Origin of the sequence: Nonomuraea recticatena (assembly GCF_039533245.1) — a bacterium.
Lineage (GTDB): Bacteria > Actinomycetota > Actinomycetes > Streptosporangiales > Streptosporangiaceae > Nonomuraea > Nonomuraea roseola.
The window spans coordinates 1-16,405 of record NZ_BAAATE010000023.1 but is presented as its reverse complement, the minus strand read 5'-3'; the positions used below and the strand labels follow the sequence as shown (position 1 = coordinate 16,405).

The following is a 16,405-nucleotide window of genomic DNA, read 5'->3' as shown; positions in this document are numbered from 1 at the left end:
GGGTGGGACGCCCTCCTTCTCACCCTGCGGCGAGCGCGCCCAGCAGCGCCTCGACCTGGGCGGCGTAGCGCTCGGCGAACTCGGGGGAGGCGGGGTCCTCGCCGTAGACCGCCCTGACGATCTGCGGGAAGGCCACCCCCGCCGCGGCCATCGCGAACAGCGCCACGAGCACCGCCTCAGGCTCGAGCGAAGGGGGGAGCTCGCCGAGCCGCTGCCGCTCGCGCAGGGCCTCGACGTTGCGCCGCATGTCGGCGACGAACTCCTGGGCGGGCTCGCCTTCGCGCAGCCCCTCCCACACCAGCAGCTTGCCGAAGGCGGGGTTGGCGGCGTTGGCGCGCACGTACCCGGCGACCAGCTCGCCCAGGGACAGGGAGGGATCGGCGAACCCGCTCTCGGTGCTCTGCCACTGGCTCGTCAGCTCGCGGTAGAGACCCTCCTTGCCGCCGAAGTAGTAGGAGATCAGTTGCTTGTTGACCCCCGCCCTGTCCGCGATGGCGCTCACCCTGGCGCCTGCGAAGCCCTTGGCGGCGAACTCCTCCACCGCCGCCTGGACGATCCGCTGTTTGGTGCGCTCGGCGTCGCGCTGCTTGTCCTCAGGCTCTCTCCGCATGCGGGAAAACTATCATCCATCCGTATGGTTGACACAATTATCCGTATGGTTGATAGTCGGGGCATGAGAACTCACATCGCGATCATCGGCGGCGGGATCGGTGGCCTCTGCCTGGCCCACGGCCTGCGCAAGGCGGGCATGGACGTCACGGTCTTCGAAAGGGACCGCACCCCCCAGGACCGGCTCCAGGGCTACCGGGTGCACATCGACCCCGACGGCGCGCGGGCCCTGCACGACTGCCTGCCCCCGCGCCTGTGGCGGACCTTCCTCGAGACCACGGGCAGGGGCGGCCAGGACTTCGGCTTCCTCACCGAGCAGCTCGGACGGCTGCTCGTGCTCAAGACGCCCCTGGCGGCCGACCCGGCCGACGACCACCACTCGGTCAGCCGCATCACGCTCAGGGACATCCTGCTGTCGGAGCTCGGAGACGTGGTCCACTTCGGCAGCGCCTTCGAGCGCTACGAGCGCGACGGCGAGGGCACCAGGCTGTTCTTCGAGGACGGGACGAGCGCCACGGCCGACATCGTGGTGGCGGCCGACGGCGGCAACTCACGGGTCAGGCGGCAGTACCTCCCGCACGCCCGGCGGGTCGACACCGGCATCACCACCGTCGCGGGCAGGTTCCCGCTCACCGCGCGGACGAGGAAGCTCATCGACGCCAGGCTGAGCGAGGGACCGAACACCATCCTGCCGCCCAGGGGAATGGGCCTGTTCACCGCCCCGCACGACCTGGGGGACACCGGCGAGACGACCTCCCTCATGGACGACACCGGCAGCTACATCCTGTGGGCCTTCGGCGCCGCCAGACGACGCTTCCCCTCCGGCCTCGCCGACCTGAGCGGTGAGCGACTCCAGCGAACCGTCGTCGGCCTCATCCACAGCTGGCACCCCGACCTGAAGAAGCTCGTCGAGCTGTCGCACCCCGACACCGTGTCGCTGCTGCCCATCCGCACCTCGATCCCGATCGAGCCGTGGGAGCCCACCACCATCACCCTGCTGGGCGACGCCATCCACAGCATGACGCCGATGCGCGGGATCGGCGCCAACACCGCCCTGCGCGACGCCAGGCTGCTGTGCCAGGCCCTGACGGCGGGCGGCGACCCCGTGGCGGCCATCGGCGGCTACGAGCGCAGGATGCGTGAGTACGGATTCGCCGCCGTCCGCGACTCCCTCCAGGCCGCCGAGCAGTTCGTCGGCGAGAACGCGGTGGCCAGGCTCGGCTTCAAGACCTTCCTGCGCACCGCCCAGCGGGTGCCCAGCCTCAGGGCGAAGGCGTTCGGATGACAGGCAGCGTCGACAGCGCCGCCGAGATCCGCTCCTCGGGCAGCGAGAAGTCCTCCATCTCGCCGCCCAGGAAGCGGTCGTAGGCGGCCAGGTCGAAGTGGCCGTGCCCGCACAGCGCGGTCAGGATGACCTTCTCCTGCCCGCTCTCCCTGCAGCGCAGCGCCTCGGCGATCGTCTCGGCCAGCGCGTGCGTCGGCTCGGGAGCCGGCACGATGCCCTCGGCGCGGGCGAACCTCACCCCCGCCTGGAAGCACTCCTTCTGTGACGCGGCGACCGCCTCGAACATCCCCAGCTCGTACATGTGCGACAGCAGGGGCGACATCCCGTGGTAGCGCAGGCCGCCCGCGTGGATCGGGTCGGGGACGAAGTCGTGGCCGAGGGTGTGCATCTTCAGCAGCGGCGTGAACCCCGCCGTGTCACCGAAGTCGTAGGCGTAGACGCCCCTGGTGAAGGAGGGGCACGCCTCGGGCTCCACCGCCCGCAGCACCGGCGAGATCCGCCCGGCCAGCTTCTCCCTCAGGAACGGGAAGACCAGCCCCGCGAAGTTCGAGCCGCCGCCCGTGCAGCCGATGACGACGTCAGGCATCTCGGGCAGCTGCTCCAGCGCCTCCTCGCCGATGACCGTCTGGTGCATCAGGACGTGGTTGAGCACCGAGCCGAGCGCGTAGCGGGTGTCGTCCGAGGCGCCCGCGACCTCCACCGCCTCGCTGATCGCGATGCCCAGGCTGCCGGGGGAGCCTGGCTCCTCGGCCAGCACCTTGCTGCCCGCGCTCGTCACGGAGGAAGGGCTGGCGTGCACCGTCGCGCCGTACAGCCTCATCAGTGAGCGCCGGTAGGGCTTCTGGTCGTAGGAGGCCCGCACCATCCAGACCTCGCACTCCAGGTCGTACTGCGCGCAGGCGAAGGCCAGCGCGGAGCCCCACTGGCCCGCTCCCGTCTCGGTGGTGAGACGGCGCACGCCCTGTCTGGCGTTGTAGTAGGCCTGCGGCACCGCGGTGTTGGGCTTGTGCGAGCCCGCGGGCGAGACGCCCTCGTACTTGTAGTAGATGCGGGCGGGGGTGCCGAGCGCCTTCTCCAAGCGGCGCGCCCGCATCAGCGGCGTCGGCCGCCAGAGCCGGTAGACGTCGAGCACCTCCTGCGGGATCTCGACGAACCTGTCGCCGCTGACCTCCTGCGCGATCAGCTCCGCGGGGAACAGCGGCGCGAGATCGTCAGGTCCGACCGGCCGCATCGTGCCGGGATGCAGCGGTGGCGGGGGAGGGGCGGGCAGGTCGGGAACGATGTTGTACCAGTGACTCGGTGTCATCGATCCATCGTGACTCCGTTATCCCTGCCGTTCCATAGCCACCTGCCTGCGAACCTCGGGGACGACCTCCTCGGCGAACAGGTGCAGCTGGCGCTCCTGGTCGCCCTCCGCCCAGAAGACGAAGGAGTCCATGCCGAATCCGACCACCAGGTCGGTCAGCTCGGCCGCCCACTGCGCGGCCGTCCTGCCCGGCCCGATGCTTCCGTTGACGTTGTAGACGCGGCGGATGTCGGAGGGCTTCCTGCCCGCCTCCATCGCGGCCTCGTCGATCCTGGCGTGCAGCGCGGGCAGCCGCTCGGGCGGAGCCCACGGCGAGGACGGCAGCCAGCCGTCGGCGGCGCGCCCGGCCAGCGCGAGCCCCCTCGGGCCGCCCACGCCCAGCCAGATCCCGACCCGGTGCGCGGGCTCGGGCCCGGTCCGCGCGCCACGCAGGTGGTAGTGCTCGCCCTCGAAGCGGCTGTTGGGCTCCCCGCTCCAGACCTTCCTGATCACCGTGACGGCCTCGGTGAGCGCGTCCATGGCCTCACCCCTCGTACGGCGCGGCCCGCCGTACGCCTCGATGGCCTCCCAGAAGCCGCCCGCCCCGAGCCCGAGCTCCACCCGCCCGCCACTGAGCAGGTCGAGGCTGGCGGCGGACTTGGCCAGCACGGACGGCTGCCGCAGCGGCAGGTTGGCCACGTCGGGGAAGACGGTGACACGCTCGGTCACGGCGACGATCACGCTGAGCAGCGTCCAGGTGTCGAGGTGGCGGCGCTGGTAGGGATGGTCCTGCACGCCGATGAGGTCCAGCCCCAGGCGGTCAGCGAGTTTGGCGTACTCGATGACGGGATCGCCCGCGTTCGGAACGAGGAAGTAGCCGAACTGCGGCGAGCGTCCGTAGTCGTTCATATCCCTGGCAACCGGCACCCCGCCGTCCGGATTCCTGAGTACGGCCCTCCTCGTGCGGCCAGGTTGCCGCGGAGCACCTGTGGGCGCATGACCCCCCTGGAGCGCCGCTCAGGACGTGGAGGAGTACCCCGACCACGCCGCCGTGGCGGACGCCCTCTCCTCGGCGCTCACGCCCGTGTCAGCAGCGCCGGATGGCGCGGGTCGTCGGCCTTGACCACGACGTCGGCCGCCGTCATGGGGGACACCTCGCGCTCGTAACGCTCGTACGCGGGCAGCCGCCAGAGCTGGTCCTGTTCGCCGCGGCGCTCCAGAGCCGCCCGCGACAGCCACAGATGGACGGTCAGCTCGGCGGGCAGCCCCCTCCCGAGCAGCAGCGTCCCGTCGAGCAGCAGCACGCCCCCGGGAGGGATGGTCTCGTACGGCGCGCGCGTCGCCCTGTCCCTGGTGCTGTCCCACAGGGCGGGCAGGACCCTGCCGGTGCCGCCCGGTTCCAGTGGGCCGAGCACCTCGCGGCGCAGCGCGCCCTCGTCCAGCCAGTCGTCGTAGAAGGCGTCGGGGTCGGTCCTGCCGTACTCCAGGCGCAGCGACGCAGGGCGCAGGAAGTCGCCCGCCGACACCCGCAGGACGGGCCTGCCACGCTCCCGCAGCGGCTCCACCAGCGCGTCGGCGAGGCGCGAAGGCTCCGCGGCGGGCGCGCCGTCGACCAGCACCCGCAGCCACGAGCGCCGCGGGCCCGCGGCGATCCGCTCGGCCAGCTCCTCGACGAGCAGACCGGGCGAAACAGGCCTGGCCCTCGTCACAGCCGCCCGCGGAACAGCCCGCACAGGCCGGCACTGGTCGGGGTGAACGGGGCGACGCCGCCCAGCATCGCATGGAAGATCAACATGGCCTCCTCGACGTGTTGATCATAGTCGGCCGCCCGCGATGCGAATAATCCCACCGAACGCTGAAAGGCCAGGTCGCCATGCGGCTGCCCCAGCCTGCACGAGGATGCAGCATCCTGAAGGGATGACGCAGTGGTTCCGCGCTCACTGGGGTGAAGAGGACGTCTGGTTCTACTTCGAGATCGACGCCGACGGCTGGGTGGCCCGGCAGATCGAGCTCCGCGGCCCCGACGCCACTCCCATCGCCGCGGCCTCCTTGGCCGAGTGGCAGGACGCCCAAGACGTCGGCGGGCTCAACGCGTACGAGGCGACCTACGGCATCACCGCCGAGATCCCGATCCAAGAATGGGAGGGATACGACCCTCAGCCACTGACACGGGACGAGTTCGAAACCGCCTGGCGCCACGCCCGGCACCACCTCCGCACCACACGCTGAACCGCGGCCTCAACCCACTCGGGCCAGTTCCGCGCGGACGTACCGACCCCACCCAGCCAGATCATCCCGGGCCTGGCCTGCTCGGCCTGTCCAGGGCTGATGATCAGCCGTCCACCTCTCCACCTACGGGCCCTCGGCGGACGAGCACGCCCTCGGCGATCATCCGGGAGCCGGAGAAAACGTTCTTCCGGTCACCCTTCAGAGGCCTCGGGCACACAGTGGGCGCGGCAGATCGAAAAGAATTCCTGAAGATCGCAAAAGGCCAGGTCCTCCATGCGGATGACCTGGCCTTTTGCCCTCTGAGCGGACGACGGGAATCGAACCCGCGTAGCTAGTTTGGAAGACTAGGGCTCTACCATTGAGCTACGTCCGCGCGAGCCGGTCGAAGTCTGGTCTAGACTTCATCCGGTCGTCAGGGCGTAAGCGTACCGGAGTCACGGGGCGCATGCGTAACCGACGTCGCGGGGCGTGGCGCAGCTTGGTAGCGCGCCTGCTTTGGGAGCAGGAAGTCGCAGGTTCAAATCCTGTCGCCCCGACTGCCGTACCTGCCGGAAGGCCACTCCAGAGATCGGGAGTGGCCTTCTGAGTGTCTAGGGTTCCTTGGATGCGCCGAAGATGCGGTTCATCGCCACGGCGCCTCCTGCGGGGAGGCTTGGTCAGCTCGCCTGATCGATGACGTCGTGGAGGTACTGCACGGCGAGCTTCTCGGCGTGGCGGCGGGGTTCGATCATCGCTTCGGCGTCGTCGAGCCACTGCCGGTAGAGCGCGACGCAGGCGAGCAGGGCCTGGCCGGCGTCGTGCCGGTCGTAACCGCAGAGGGTCGCCTGAAGGGCGCGCGCCTCATCCGGTGCGACGGATTCGAGGTGGCGGACGCCGCGCGGTGACGCGCCCACCCGCCGAGCGGCCAGAGGACCCAGCACGGCCTCGCGCAGGTAGCTGAGGAAGCCGATGACCTCGAACAGCTCGCCGCGGCCGAGTTTCGTCGCGCCGTAGTGCACCCAGACCCAGAATCGGTCCTCGATCCACTGGAGGTCGAGCGGCGGGTCCGCGGGCGGATGCTCCGCCAGACAGGCGGCCAGGTCGCCGTCTCGGTCCCACAGGATGTCCGGGTCCTCAACGCGCTCGGCGAAGTCGGAGGCGCGCACGAACTTGAAGTCGACATGGAGGAGGGGCGGCCCGACGAGCGTGATGATCAGGCGGGGCTCGCCGACGTGCTCTCCGGTGAACCCAGCCACCAGAGCGGCCCACGAGCCGATCAGCTCAAGACGCTCCTTCATGACCGAGTCGAACGCCTCGTCGTCGATGACCACGATGAGATCGACATCGGAGTAGCCATCGGGGTGCCCCCTCGCGATCGACCCCGCGACGGCGACACCGGCCACTCTCGGATCTTGCTGAATCCGAGGAAGCGCGTCGTTGAGGAACCGGTCGTGCAGGGAGAGAGCGTCCATGGCGTTCCTTCCGGTACGAACAAAGTTTTCGAACGTACCATGCCGTCCGGGCGGCCCGGACATGGGAGAAGAGTGCCCATGGCGGATGGAACCGTGCCGATCCCGTGGATGAGCCTGGCCGCCGGGTCGAGAGTCCGGACGGCGCGACCAGGTCGACGGCGGCGCGTAGGCGGAACGCCCGATCAAGGGCTCAGGTGTACGGCGATGGCGCGCTGTCAGTCGCCGGTGTGGAACAGCGCCCAGACGGCCTTGCCGCCGCCGTCGAGGCAGTCCCAGCCCCAGCACTCGCTGTAGGTCTCGACGATGTAGAGCCCGCGCCCGTTCTCCGAGATGAAGTCGGGCTCCTTGGGAGTGGGCACCTCGTCGCTGGGGTCGGCCACCGCCAGCAGCACATGGGGCGCGGCCCGCATCAGCAGGAGGGTGATCTCGCGGTGCCCCCTGGCGTACCTGACCGCGTTGGTCACCAGTTCGGAGACCACCAGCGCCGCGTCGTCACTCAGCTCGGACAGTCCCCAGTCGTGCAGCGTCGAGCGTGTGACGTCTCGCGCCGTGCGCACCGAATCGGCCTGGAAAGGCAGCGGAGTCGCGGTGGTGTCCGGTTCTTCTGCGCGGAGGAGGCGGTCGAAGCCCACCTCGCGAGTGATCTTCAGGCAGGTGGCAGTGCCCAGGGGGTCCTCCACCATCCCGCCGTTACCTCCGCTACTCATGAATCGGTGCATATTTCGGCGTTTGTCCCCAATATGCACTAAGCCATCATGGGTCACGACAAGCGGCGCTGCAAGACCCAAATGCACGTGCAGGTGCAATGTGCAACAGCATGTTCGGTCTGGCAAAGCGGACACACGGCTGAGACCTTGTCACAGCGCCCGGAACTAGTGACACTGTGTGCGGACCGAAGAGGGAGGCATTGTGACGCAGAACCCGCCGGGGTCGGGGCCAACGGCTCTGCGCATCCTCCTGGGCTCCCAGCTACGCAGGCTGCGAGAGTCGCGCGGCGTCACGCGCGAGGAGGCGGGTCACCTCATCAGGGGCTCCGAGTCGAAGATCAGCCGCATGGAGCTCGGCAGGGTCGGCTTCAAGGAGCGCGACGTCGCCGACCTGCTCACCCTGTACGGCGTAGCCGACGAGAGCGCCCGCAGAGCGGTGCTCGACCTGGTCTCCACCGCCAACGAGCCGGGCTGGTGGCACCGGTTCAACGACCTGCTGCCCTCCTGGTTCCAGGCCTACGTCGGCCTGGAGGAGGCCGCCACCCGCATCAGGACCTATGAGGTCCAGTTCGTCCCTGGCCTGCTGCAGACCAAGGAGTACGCCAAGGCCGTCATCACTGCAGGATCGGCGGGAGTCAGCTCCGACGAGATCGCCCGCAGGGTGGACCTGCGCCTGGAGCGCCAACGCGTGCTCGACCGTCCGGGTGGACCGGTCCTCTGGGCGGTGATCGACGAGGCCGCGCTGCGCCGTCCCATCGGCGGAGCCGAGGTGATGAAGGCTCAGCTGGAGCACCTGATCGACCTCATGCGCCAGGCCAACATCACCATCCAGGTCATGCCGTTCGACTTCGGCGGACACAGCGCGGAGGGTGGCGCTTTCAGCATCCTGCGCTTCCCCGACCAGGACCTGCCCGACGTCGTCTACGTCGAGCAACTCGCCAGCGCCCTCTACCTCGACAAGCGCGAGGACGTCGACCGTTACACCGAGGTCATGGAGCGCCTCTGCGCGGTCAGCACCACCCCTGACGAGACCGTCAGCCTGCTCAACAAGATCAGGGACGAGATCTGAACGCCTCTTCGTCGTGCTTGGGTGCGCATCTGCCCTAGACTGGCGTGCGGCGTTGGACATTCGCCGGTGCGAGCATGCCCAAGCCGATCATGTGGGCGCGGCGCGTGAGCCGCAGAGAATTTGGACGCGCCCGCGAACACTCAAAGCTTGATCAAGGAGACCACCCCGTGAAGACCGCTGTCGAGGAGCTCAGCCCGACCCGGGTGAAGCTCACCGTCGAAGTGCCGTTCGACGAGCTTGGCCCGAGCATGCAGGCGGCGTACAAGAAGGTCGCGTCGCAGGTGCGCGTCCCCGGCTTCCGCCCCGGCAAGGTCCCGGCCCGCATCATCGAGCAGCGCTTCGGCCGCGCGGTGGTGCTGGAGGAGACCCTCAACGACGCGGTGCCGAAGCTGTACAGCCAGGCCGTCGACGAGGTCGACGTCTTCCCTGTCAGCCAGCCCGACATCGAGGTCACGAAGATCGAGGACGGTGAGCAGATCGAGTTCACCGCCGAGGTCGACATCAGGCCCAACTTCGAGGTGCCCGCCTACGCCGGCATCGAGGTCACCGTCCCGACCGCCGAGGTCACCGACGAGGACATCAACAGCCAGCTCGACGCGCTGCGCCAGCGCTTCGCCACGCTGACCGGCGTCGAGCGCGCCGCCACCACCGGCGACTTCGTCGTCATGGACCTGCGCGCCGAGATCGACGGTGTCAACCTCGAGGAGCAGCAGGCCAACGAGGTGTCCTACGAGGTCGGCGCAGGCTCGGTGCTCCAGGGCCTCGACGACGCGCTCGAGGGCATGTCGGCGGGCGAGGAGAAGACCTTCCGCACCGAGCTGGTCGGTGGTGAGAACGCCGGCGAGGAGGCCGACGTCATCATCAGCGTCAAGGCGGTCAAGGAGAAGGTCCTGCCCGAGCTCGACGACGAGTTCGCCCAGCTGGCCAGCGAGTTCGACACCCTCGAGGAGCTCAAGGACAGCATCCGCGAGCAGGCTCACCGCAACAAGCTGGTCGACCAGGTCGTGCAGTCGCGCGAGAAGGCCCTCGACACGCTGCTGGAGCAGATCGACATCCCGATCCCCGACAGCGCGCTCAAGGCCGAGCTCGACGCCCGCAAGCACAACCTCGACCACCAGATCGCCGAGAGCGGCCTGAGCCGTGAGGCCTTCTTCCGCCTCTACCAGACGACCGAGGAGGAGCGTCTCGCCGAGTTCGAGACCAGCTCCGCCAAGGCCATCAAGAGCGGCTTCGTCCTCGACAAGATCGTCAAGGCCGAGGAGCTGGGCGTCAGCGAGCAGGAGCTGACCAACTTCGTGGTCCGCCGCGCCATGCAGATGGGCGTCGCGCCCAACACGCTGGCCCAGCACCTCGCCGACAACGACCAGCTCACGCTGGCCATGGTCGAGATCGTCCGCGACAAGGCCAAGACCGTCGTCGGCGACGCGGCCAAGGTCGTCGACGAGGCCGGCAACGAGGTCGACCTCAAGGCCATCTACACCGAGATCAACGGTGAAGAGGTCGTCGAAGAGGCCGACGCCACCGAGGAGTGACCCCTCCTTCACGTCGCGAACCCCCGTCCTGCGCGCAGGGCGGGGGTTTCGCCGTCTTCCGCCGTGGGGCGCATGGTGATCAGGGGGCCGGCGGGACACCGTGGCGCCGTCGCGTCGGCGTCCCCCCAGCTCTTCCAGAGGCCACCCGGACCGCGAGGCCGTACTGCCCGGGGCCAGGGCAGGCCCCTGGCGGCACAGGAGAAGGATCAGCGTGAACGCCCGCAGGAGCGGGGCTCACGAGAGCGCGGGAGCGTCCCTGGCGGACGTTGACCGCCACCTGCGCCGACAGCGAACAGTCCGTGGACCGGGCATGACCTGTGGGCCGTGCGCGTTAAGGTCACAAGCAAAGCCCATCGATTACGACGCATCGGAAGGTGACGCTGTGACCAGCCCGCCGACCTTCTATCAGCCCGAGTCGCGAGGCCGTGAGAACGGCTCAGCTTTCCGGCTTGAGGACCAGCTTTACCAGCGCCTGCTGCGCGAGCGCATCATCGTGCTCGGCACGGACGTCAATGACGAGATCGCCAACCGCATCTGCGCCGAGTTGCTGCTGCTTGCCGCCGACGACTCCGAACGTGACATCTACCTGTACATCAACTCGCCCGGTGGTTCCGTGACCGCGGGCATGGCGATTTACGACATGATGGAATACGTGCCGAACAACGTGGCCACGGTCGCGATGGGTCTGGCGGCCTCCATGGGGCAGTTCCTGCTCTGCGCGGGCGCGCCCGGCAAGCGCTACGCGCTGCCGCACGCGCGCATCATGATGCACCAGCCCTCGGGTGGCATCGGCGGCACCGCCGCCGACATCGCCATCCAGGCGGAGCAGATGCTCTATGTGAAGAAGACGCTTGCCGAGCGGATCGCCTTCCACACCGGCCAGGAGCTCGACCAGATCGAGGCCGACTCCGACCGCGACCGGTGGTTCACCGCCGATGAGGCCAAGGACTACGGCTTCATCGACCATGTCGTGCGCAGTGCGCGCCAGGTGTCCTCCCAGGGCGCCGTTTCCTAAGGGGGAGCTGAAGTGAACATCGAGAGCCGCTACGTTCTCCCCTCCTTCGTCGAGCGCACGTCCTACGGCGTGAAGGAGATGAACCCGTACAACAAGCTCTTCGAGGACCGCATCATCTTCCTCGGAGTGCAGATCGACGACGCGTCGGCCAACGACGTCATGGCGCAGTTGCTCACGCTGGAGTCGCTCGACCCCGACCGTGACATCAGCATCTACATCAACTCGCCCGGCGGGTCGTTCACGGCCATGACGGCGATCTACGACACGATGCAGTTCGTCAGGCCTGAGATCCAGACGGTCTGCCTCGGTCAGGCCGCCTCGGCCGCGGCCGTGCTGCTGTCGGGCGGCACGCCGGGCAAGCGGTTCGCTCTGCCCAACGCCAGGGTCCTGATCCACCAGCCCTCCACCGAGGGCGGCGGTCAGGGAAGTGACATCGAGATCCAGGCCAGGGAGATCCTTCGTATGCGATCCCTCCTTGAGGAGATCATCGCGAAGCACTCTGGCAAGCCCGCGGCAGAAGTTCGCAAGGACATCGAACGCGACAAAATTCTCAACGCCGATGAGGCCAAGGCGTATGGTCTGATCGACGACATCATCCCGATCAGGAAGAAGCGAGCTCAGGCCGTTGCTTCCTGATCGAACGTGACGCACCGGAGCGCTGCCCAATTGGGCACGTTCCGGTGCGACTCGCCGCCAGGGGGCTCACTGAGGGCCCAGAAGACGGTAACGTCGAAACCTGAGCGGTTCGGACCGGGTCCGGAGGATACGGATCGCGGGAGCAGGGCGGTCCCACGCAAAGGAGTATCTGGGGTGGCACGCATCGGCGACGGGGGAGACCTGCTGAAGTGCTCTTTCTGCGGGAAGAGCCAGAAGCAAGTCAAGAAGCTCATCGCCGGTCCCGGCGTCTACATCTGCGATGAGTGCATCGATCTCTGCAACGAGATCATCGAAGAGGAGCTCTCGGAGTCCTCCGAGCTCAAGTGGGACAACCTGCCGAAGCCGAGGGAGATCTACGAGTTCCTCGACGCCTACGTGATCGGCCAGGACGCGGCCAAGAAGGCACTCTCGGTGGCGGTCTACAACCACTACAAGCGGGTGCAGTCGGGCGACCGTGGCAGGGATGACGGCCTCGAACTGGGCAAGTCCAACATCCTGCTGCTCGGTCCCACGGGATCCGGCAAGACGCTGCTGGCGCAGACGCTGGCCAAAATGCTCAACGTTCCTTTCGCCATCGCCGACGCGACGGCGCTCACCGAGGCCGGCTACGTCGGCGAGGACGTCGAGAACATTCTTCTCAAGCTGATCCAGGCCGCTGACTACGACGTCAAGAAGGCCGAGACCGGCATCATCTACATCGACGAGGTCGACAAGATCGCTCGCAAGAGCGAGAACCCGTCGATCACCCGCGACGTCTCGGGCGAAGGCGTCCAGCAGGCGCTGCTGAAGATCCTGGAAGGCACGACGGCCTCGGTGCCGCCGCAGGGCGGGCGCAAGCACCCGCACCAGGAGTTCATCCAGATCGACACCACCAACGTGCTGTTCATCTGCGGTGGCGCGTTCGCCGGCCTCGAGAAGATCATCGAGTCGCGCATCGGCAAGAAGGGCATCGGCTTCAACGCCATCATCCGCTCGAAGGAGGAGATCGACTCCTCCGACATCTTCGGCGACGTGATGCCCGAAGACCTGCTCAAGTTCGGCATGATCCCCGAGTTCGTCGGGCGTCTGCCGATCATCACCTCGGTGCACAACCTCAACCGCGAGGCGCTCATCCAGATCCTCACCGAGCCCCGCAACGCCCTGGTCAAGCAGTACCGCAAGCTGTTCGAGCTCGACGGGGTGGAGCTGGAGTTCACCGACGACGCGCTCGAGGCCATCGCCGACCAGGCGATCCTGCGTGGCACGGGCGCCAGAGGCCTGCGGGCCATCCTGGAGGAGGTGCTCCTGTCGGTGATGTACGAGGTGCCCTCCAGGGAGGATGTCGCCCGCGTGGTCATCACGCGCGACTCCGTGCTGGAGCACGCGATCCCCACGCTGGTCCCGCGCGACCAGCTGGCGGCCAAGCAGCAGCGCACACCGCGCGAGAAGTCTGCCTGAACCACGCTTCACACGGCGAGGCCCCCGGAGTCCCCTCCGGGGGCCTCGCCGTCTGACTTGCGGGCGACGATTCCACGGAAGTCGCCCGAGGTCCCTAAACTTGACCGCGTGACAACGCCAGAGCTGCCTACCCAGTACACACCCGCCGACGTCGAGACCCAGAGCTACGAGCGATGGGTATCAGGCGGATACTTCGGCGCGGACCCGGGCAGCGGGCGTGAGCCGTACTCCATCGTGCTGCCCCCGCCCAACGTGACGGGCGTGCTCCACATCGGCCACGCGCTCGACCACTCCATCCAGGACGCGCTCAGCCGCAGGGCCCGCATGAGGGGCATGGAGACGCTCTGGCTGCCGGGCATGGACCATGCGGGCATCGCCACGCAGAACGTCGTGGAGCGCGAGCTCGGCAAGGAGGGCCTGTCCCGCCACGACCTCGGCCGTGAGGCGTTCATCGAACGCGTCTGGCAGTGGAAGGACGAGTCGGGCGGCAGGATCCTCGGTCAGATGAGGCGGCTGGGCGACGGCGTCGACTGGTCGCGCGAGCGCTTCACCATGGACGAGGGGCTCTCGCGCGCCGTCCAGACGATCTTCAAGCGGCTCTTCGACGACGGGCTGATCTACCGGGCCGAGCGCATCATCAACTGGTGCCCCCGCTGTCTCACCGCGCTGTCCGACATCGAGGTCGAGCACAGCGAGGACGAGGGCGAGCTCGTCTCGATCCGCTACTCCGACGAGATCGTGGTCGCCACCACGCGCCCCGAGACGATGCTCGGCGACACCGCCGTGGCCGTCCACCCGAGCGACGAGCGCTACGCCCACCTGATCGGCACCACGGTCGAGCTGCCGCTGACCGGGCGCAGGATCCCGATCGTCGCCGACGAGCACGTCGACCCCGCCTTCGGCACCGGGTGCGTGAAGGTCACCCCCGCGCACGACCCCAACGACTTCGAGATCGGCCGACGACACTCGCTGCCGTCGCTGACCGTCATGGACGAGCGCGGCGTCATCACCGCGCACGGCCCCTTCCAGGGGCTCGACAGGTTCGAGGCCAGGCCCGCCGTGGTCGCAGCGCTGCGCCAGCAGGGGCTGATCGTCGCGGAGAAGCGTCCCTACCTGCACGCCGTCGGCCACTGCTCGCGCTGCAAGACCGTCGTCGAGCCGAGGCTCTCGCTGCAGTGGTTCGTCAACGTCTCGCCGCTGGCCAAGGCCGCGGGCGACGCCGTCCGCGACGGCCGCACCCGCATCCACCCGCCGGAGCTGGCCAAGCGCTACTTCGACTGGGTCGACGACATGCACGACTGGTGCATCTCGCGCCAGCTGTGGTGGGGACACAGGATCCCCGTCTGGTACGGCCCGGCGGGCGAGGTCGTGTGCCTCGGCCCCGACGAGTCGGCGCCCGAAGGCTACGTCCAGGACCCCGACGTGCTCGACACCTGGTTCTCCTCGGGGCTGTGGCCGTTCTCGACCCTGGGCTGGCCGGAGAAGACGCCGGAGCTGGCGCGCTTCTACCCGACCTCCGTGCTGGTGACCGGTTACGACATCCTCTTCTTCTGGGTCGCCAGGATGATGATGTTCGGTCTGTACGCCATGGATGGCCAGCCGCCGTTCCGCACGGTCGCTCTGCACGGCATGGTCCGCGACCAGTTCGGCAAGAAGATGTCGAAGTCGTTCGGCAACGTGGTCGACCCGCTCGACTGGATCGAGCGCTACGGGGCCGACGCCACTCGCTTCACGCTGCTGCGCGGCGCCAACCCCGGCTCCGACGTCGCGGTCAGCGAGGACTGGGCGGCCGGCTCGCGCAACTTCTGCAACAAGATCTGGAACGCCACCCGCTTCGCGCTGATGAACGGCGCGGCGGTCGGAGACCTGCCCGACTCGCTGACGGCGGCCGACCGCTGGATCCTCTCGCGGCTCCAGACCGTCATCGGCGAGGCCGACGCGGCGTTCGAGGAGTTCGAGTTCGCCAAGGCCTCCGACCTGCTCTACCACTTCGCGTGGGACGAGGTCTGCGACTGGTACTTGGAGCTGGCCAAGGTCCAGCTCTCGCAGGGGCTCGAGGACACCCGCTTGGTGCTCGGCCACGTGTTCGACGCCCTGCTGCGGCTGCTGCATCCGCTGGTGCCCTTCGTCACCGAGGAGCTCTGGCGCGCGGTGACGGGCGGCGAGTCCGTCGTCGTGTCCACCTGGCCGGTGGCTGACGCCCGCTATGCCGACCCCGCAGCGGAGGCGGAGATCCTCGCGGTGCAGGAGCTGGTGACCGAGATCCGTCGCTTCCGCTCCGACCAGGGGCTCAAGCCGGGTCAGAAGGTGGCGGCCAGGCTCTCCTTGTCGGGTACGGCTCTGGCGGAGCACGAGGCGGCGATCAGGTCGCTGCTGCGGCTGCAGGAGCCGTCGGAGACTTTCGCGGCGACGGCTTCGCTGGTGGTCGCGGGGGTGACCGTGCAGCTCGACACGGCGGGCACCATCGACGTGGCCGCCGAGCGCAAGCGGCTGGAGAAGGACCTGGCCGTGGCGCGCAAGGACGCCGCCCAGGTGGCGGCGAAGCTCGGCAACGAGCAGTTCATGGCCAAGGCGCCTGACGACGTGGTGGCGAAGGTCAGGGCCAGGGCCGAGTCCTCCGCCGCCGACATCGCCCGGCTGGAGGGGCAGCTGGCGGCGCTGCCGGCGGGCTGACCTGCAGGACCCTCGAAGGCCCGGAGTCGTCTCACGACTTCGGGCCTTCGGTGTGTTTGAGGAACGCGCACCGGGGGAAGACCCATTCGTTACCGAAGTTGGGTCTCGCGGGCGCGGGCTGCTGCTACAGTTTTCAACGCAGGGCAGCGATCCACAGCGGCTTCGGGACGAAGCCCGCGGAGGGGCTGCTAGGCTCTGAACATCCTCTGACTCACTCCCGATCTTCGAGCCGCGTCCACGCGATTGGACAAGGACCGAATGCTCGAGTAAGTTATGAGGGTTGCCCCGGAGACGGGGGCGTCGAAATTTTAGACAGATTTGACCGATTTGACACCAAATCAGGTGATCTGCTAAGATTGAGACATAACGAAGCGAGTGCCACCGGGTGGGTGACGGTGAATGCGTCCGTTTCTTGAGAACTCAACAGTGTGTTAAAAGCCAGTGCATGATGCACAA

General features: G+C 68.2%; 14 protein-coding genes and 2 tRNA genes. 9 read left to right on the top strand and 7 right to left on the bottom strand.

The window, feature by feature from the left end:
* Window positions 1-19: 19 nt before the first annotated feature.
* Window positions 20-610: a TetR/AcrR family transcriptional regulator gene (locus tag ABFX50_RS33920; RefSeq protein ID WP_346152226.1), complete on the bottom strand. Its 591-nt coding sequence runs from the start codon at window positions 608-610 to the stop codon at window positions 20-22.
* Between the two features lie 63 nt (window positions 611-673).
* Between ABFX50_RS33920 and ABFX50_RS33915 the strand changes: the two genes are divergently transcribed.
* Window positions 674-1,894 carry an FAD-dependent oxidoreductase gene (locus tag ABFX50_RS33915; protein ID WP_346152224.1) on the top strand — a complete coding sequence of 407 codons (1,221 nt, stop codon included), beginning with the start codon at window positions 674-676 and terminating at the stop codon, window positions 1,892-1,894.
* Here ABFX50_RS33915 and ABFX50_RS33910 read toward each other — a convergent pair.
* The 3 genes from ABFX50_RS33910 to ABFX50_RS33900 all read right to left on the bottom strand — a co-directional run bounded on the left by ABFX50_RS33910 (window position 1,872) and on the right by ABFX50_RS33900 (window position 4,888).
* Entirely contained in the window at window positions 1,872-3,200 is a 1,329-nt protein-coding gene (locus ABFX50_RS33910) for a TrpB-like pyridoxal phosphate-dependent enzyme (protein ID WP_346152222.1), read from the bottom strand. The genes ABFX50_RS33915 and ABFX50_RS33910 overlap by 23 nt on opposite strands.
* 18 nt (window positions 3,201-3,218) lie before the next feature.
* Entirely contained in the window at window positions 3,219-4,088 is an 870-nt protein-coding gene (locus ABFX50_RS33905) for an LLM class flavin-dependent oxidoreductase (protein ID WP_346152221.1), read from the bottom strand.
* A 167-nt stretch (window positions 4,089-4,255) separates the two neighbouring features.
* Complete coding sequence (locus tag ABFX50_RS33900; protein WP_346152219.1) at window positions 4,256-4,888, bottom strand: nucleoside/nucleotide kinase family protein; 633 nt, start codon at window positions 4,886-4,888, stop codon at window positions 4,256-4,258.
* Between the two features lie 208 nt (window positions 4,889-5,096).
* Here ABFX50_RS33900 and ABFX50_RS33895 point away from each other — a divergent pair, with 208 nt between their 5' ends.
* On the top strand, window positions 5,097-5,408 hold the full coding sequence (locus ABFX50_RS33895) for a hypothetical protein (RefSeq protein WP_346152217.1): 312 nt from the start codon (window positions 5,097-5,099) through the stop codon (window positions 5,406-5,408).
* A 302-nt stretch (window positions 5,409-5,710) separates the two neighbouring features.
* Here ABFX50_RS33895 and ABFX50_RS33890 read toward each other — a convergent pair.
* Window positions 5,711-5,781, bottom strand: a tRNA-Gly gene (locus ABFX50_RS33890).
* Window positions 5,782-5,870: 89 nt separating this feature from the next.
* On the opposite strand from ABFX50_RS33890, the gene ABFX50_RS33885 reads away from it, so the two are divergent.
* Window positions 5,871-5,944 (top strand) — tRNA-Pro (locus tag ABFX50_RS33885).
* Between the two features lie 120 nt (window positions 5,945-6,064).
* Here ABFX50_RS33885 and ABFX50_RS33880 read toward each other — a convergent pair.
* Together ABFX50_RS33880 and ABFX50_RS33875 are read right to left on the bottom strand one after the other, a co-directional pair.
* Window positions 6,065-6,859 carry a nucleotidyltransferase domain-containing protein gene (locus tag ABFX50_RS33880; RefSeq protein WP_346152215.1) on the bottom strand — a complete coding sequence of 265 codons (795 nt, stop codon included), beginning with the start codon at window positions 6,857-6,859 and terminating at the stop codon, window positions 6,065-6,067.
* A gap of 215 nt (window positions 6,860-7,074) precedes the next feature.
* Window positions 7,075-7,566, bottom strand: a complete 492-nt coding sequence (locus tag ABFX50_RS33875) for an ATP-binding protein (RefSeq protein WP_246451866.1) — start codon at window positions 7,564-7,566, stop codon at window positions 7,075-7,077.
* Window positions 7,567-7,768: 202 nt separating this feature from the next.
* Here ABFX50_RS33875 and ABFX50_RS33870 point away from each other — a divergent pair, with 202 nt between their 5' ends.
* From ABFX50_RS33870 to ABFX50_RS33845, 6 genes are all read left to right on the top strand, one after another.
* Window positions 7,769-8,635 carry a Scr1 family TA system antitoxin-like transcriptional regulator gene (locus tag ABFX50_RS33870; protein WP_183647488.1) on the top strand — a complete coding sequence of 289 codons (867 nt, stop codon included), beginning with the start codon at window positions 7,769-7,771 and terminating at the stop codon, window positions 8,633-8,635.
* A 167-nt stretch (window positions 8,636-8,802) separates the two neighbouring features.
* Window positions 8,803-10,167: a trigger factor gene (gene tig, locus ABFX50_RS33865; protein WP_346152212.1), complete on the top strand. Its 1,365-nt coding sequence runs from the start codon at window positions 8,803-8,805 to the stop codon at window positions 10,165-10,167.
* Between the two features lie 382 nt (window positions 10,168-10,549).
* On the top strand, window positions 10,550-11,182 hold the full coding sequence (locus ABFX50_RS33860; protein WP_183647483.1) for a ClpP family protease: 633 nt from the start codon (window positions 10,550-10,552) through the stop codon (window positions 11,180-11,182).
* A 12-nt stretch (window positions 11,183-11,194) separates the two neighbouring features.
* Window positions 11,195-11,818, top strand: a complete 624-nt coding sequence (locus ABFX50_RS33855) for an ATP-dependent Clp protease proteolytic subunit (RefSeq protein WP_183647480.1) — start codon at window positions 11,195-11,197, stop codon at window positions 11,816-11,818.
* A 174-nt stretch (window positions 11,819-11,992) separates the two neighbouring features.
* Complete coding sequence (clpX, locus tag ABFX50_RS33850; protein WP_183647477.1) at window positions 11,993-13,276, top strand: ATP-dependent Clp protease ATP-binding subunit ClpX; 1,284 nt, start codon at window positions 11,993-11,995, stop codon at window positions 13,274-13,276.
* A gap of 108 nt (window positions 13,277-13,384) precedes the next feature.
* Window positions 13,385-15,949, top strand: a complete 2,565-nt coding sequence (locus tag ABFX50_RS33845) for a valine--tRNA ligase (RefSeq protein WP_346152210.1) — start codon at window positions 13,385-13,387, stop codon at window positions 15,947-15,949.
* Window positions 15,950-16,405: the final 456 nt, after the last annotated feature.

What these genes read in the sequence shown, in the direction of transcription:
- ABFX50_RS33920 (WP_346152226.1), bottom strand. Translation starts at nt 610, where the DNA reads ATGCGGAGAGAGCCTGAGGACAAGCAGCGCGACGCCGAGCGCACCAAA.
- ABFX50_RS33915 (WP_346152224.1), top strand. Translation starts at nt 674, where the DNA reads ATGAGAACTCACATCGCGATCATCGGCGGCGGGATCGGTGGCCTCTGC.
- ABFX50_RS33910 (WP_346152222.1), bottom strand. Translation starts at nt 3,200, where the DNA reads ATGACACCGAGTCACTGGTACAACATCGTTCCCGACCTGCCCGCCCCT.
- ABFX50_RS33905 (WP_346152221.1), bottom strand. Translation starts at nt 4,088, where the DNA reads ATGAACGACTACGGACGCTCGCCGCAGTTCGGCTACTTCCTCGTTCCG.
- ABFX50_RS33895 (WP_346152217.1), top strand. Translation starts at nt 5,097, where the DNA reads ATGACGCAGTGGTTCCGCGCTCACTGGGGTGAAGAGGACGTCTGGTTC.
- ABFX50_RS33880 (WP_346152215.1), bottom strand. Translation starts at nt 6,859, where the DNA reads ATGGACGCTCTCTCCCTGCACGACCGGTTCCTCAACGACGCGCTTCCT.
- ABFX50_RS33875 (WP_246451866.1), bottom strand. Translation starts at nt 7,566, where the DNA reads ATGAGTAGCGGAGGTAACGGCGGGATGGTGGAGGACCCCCTGGGCACT.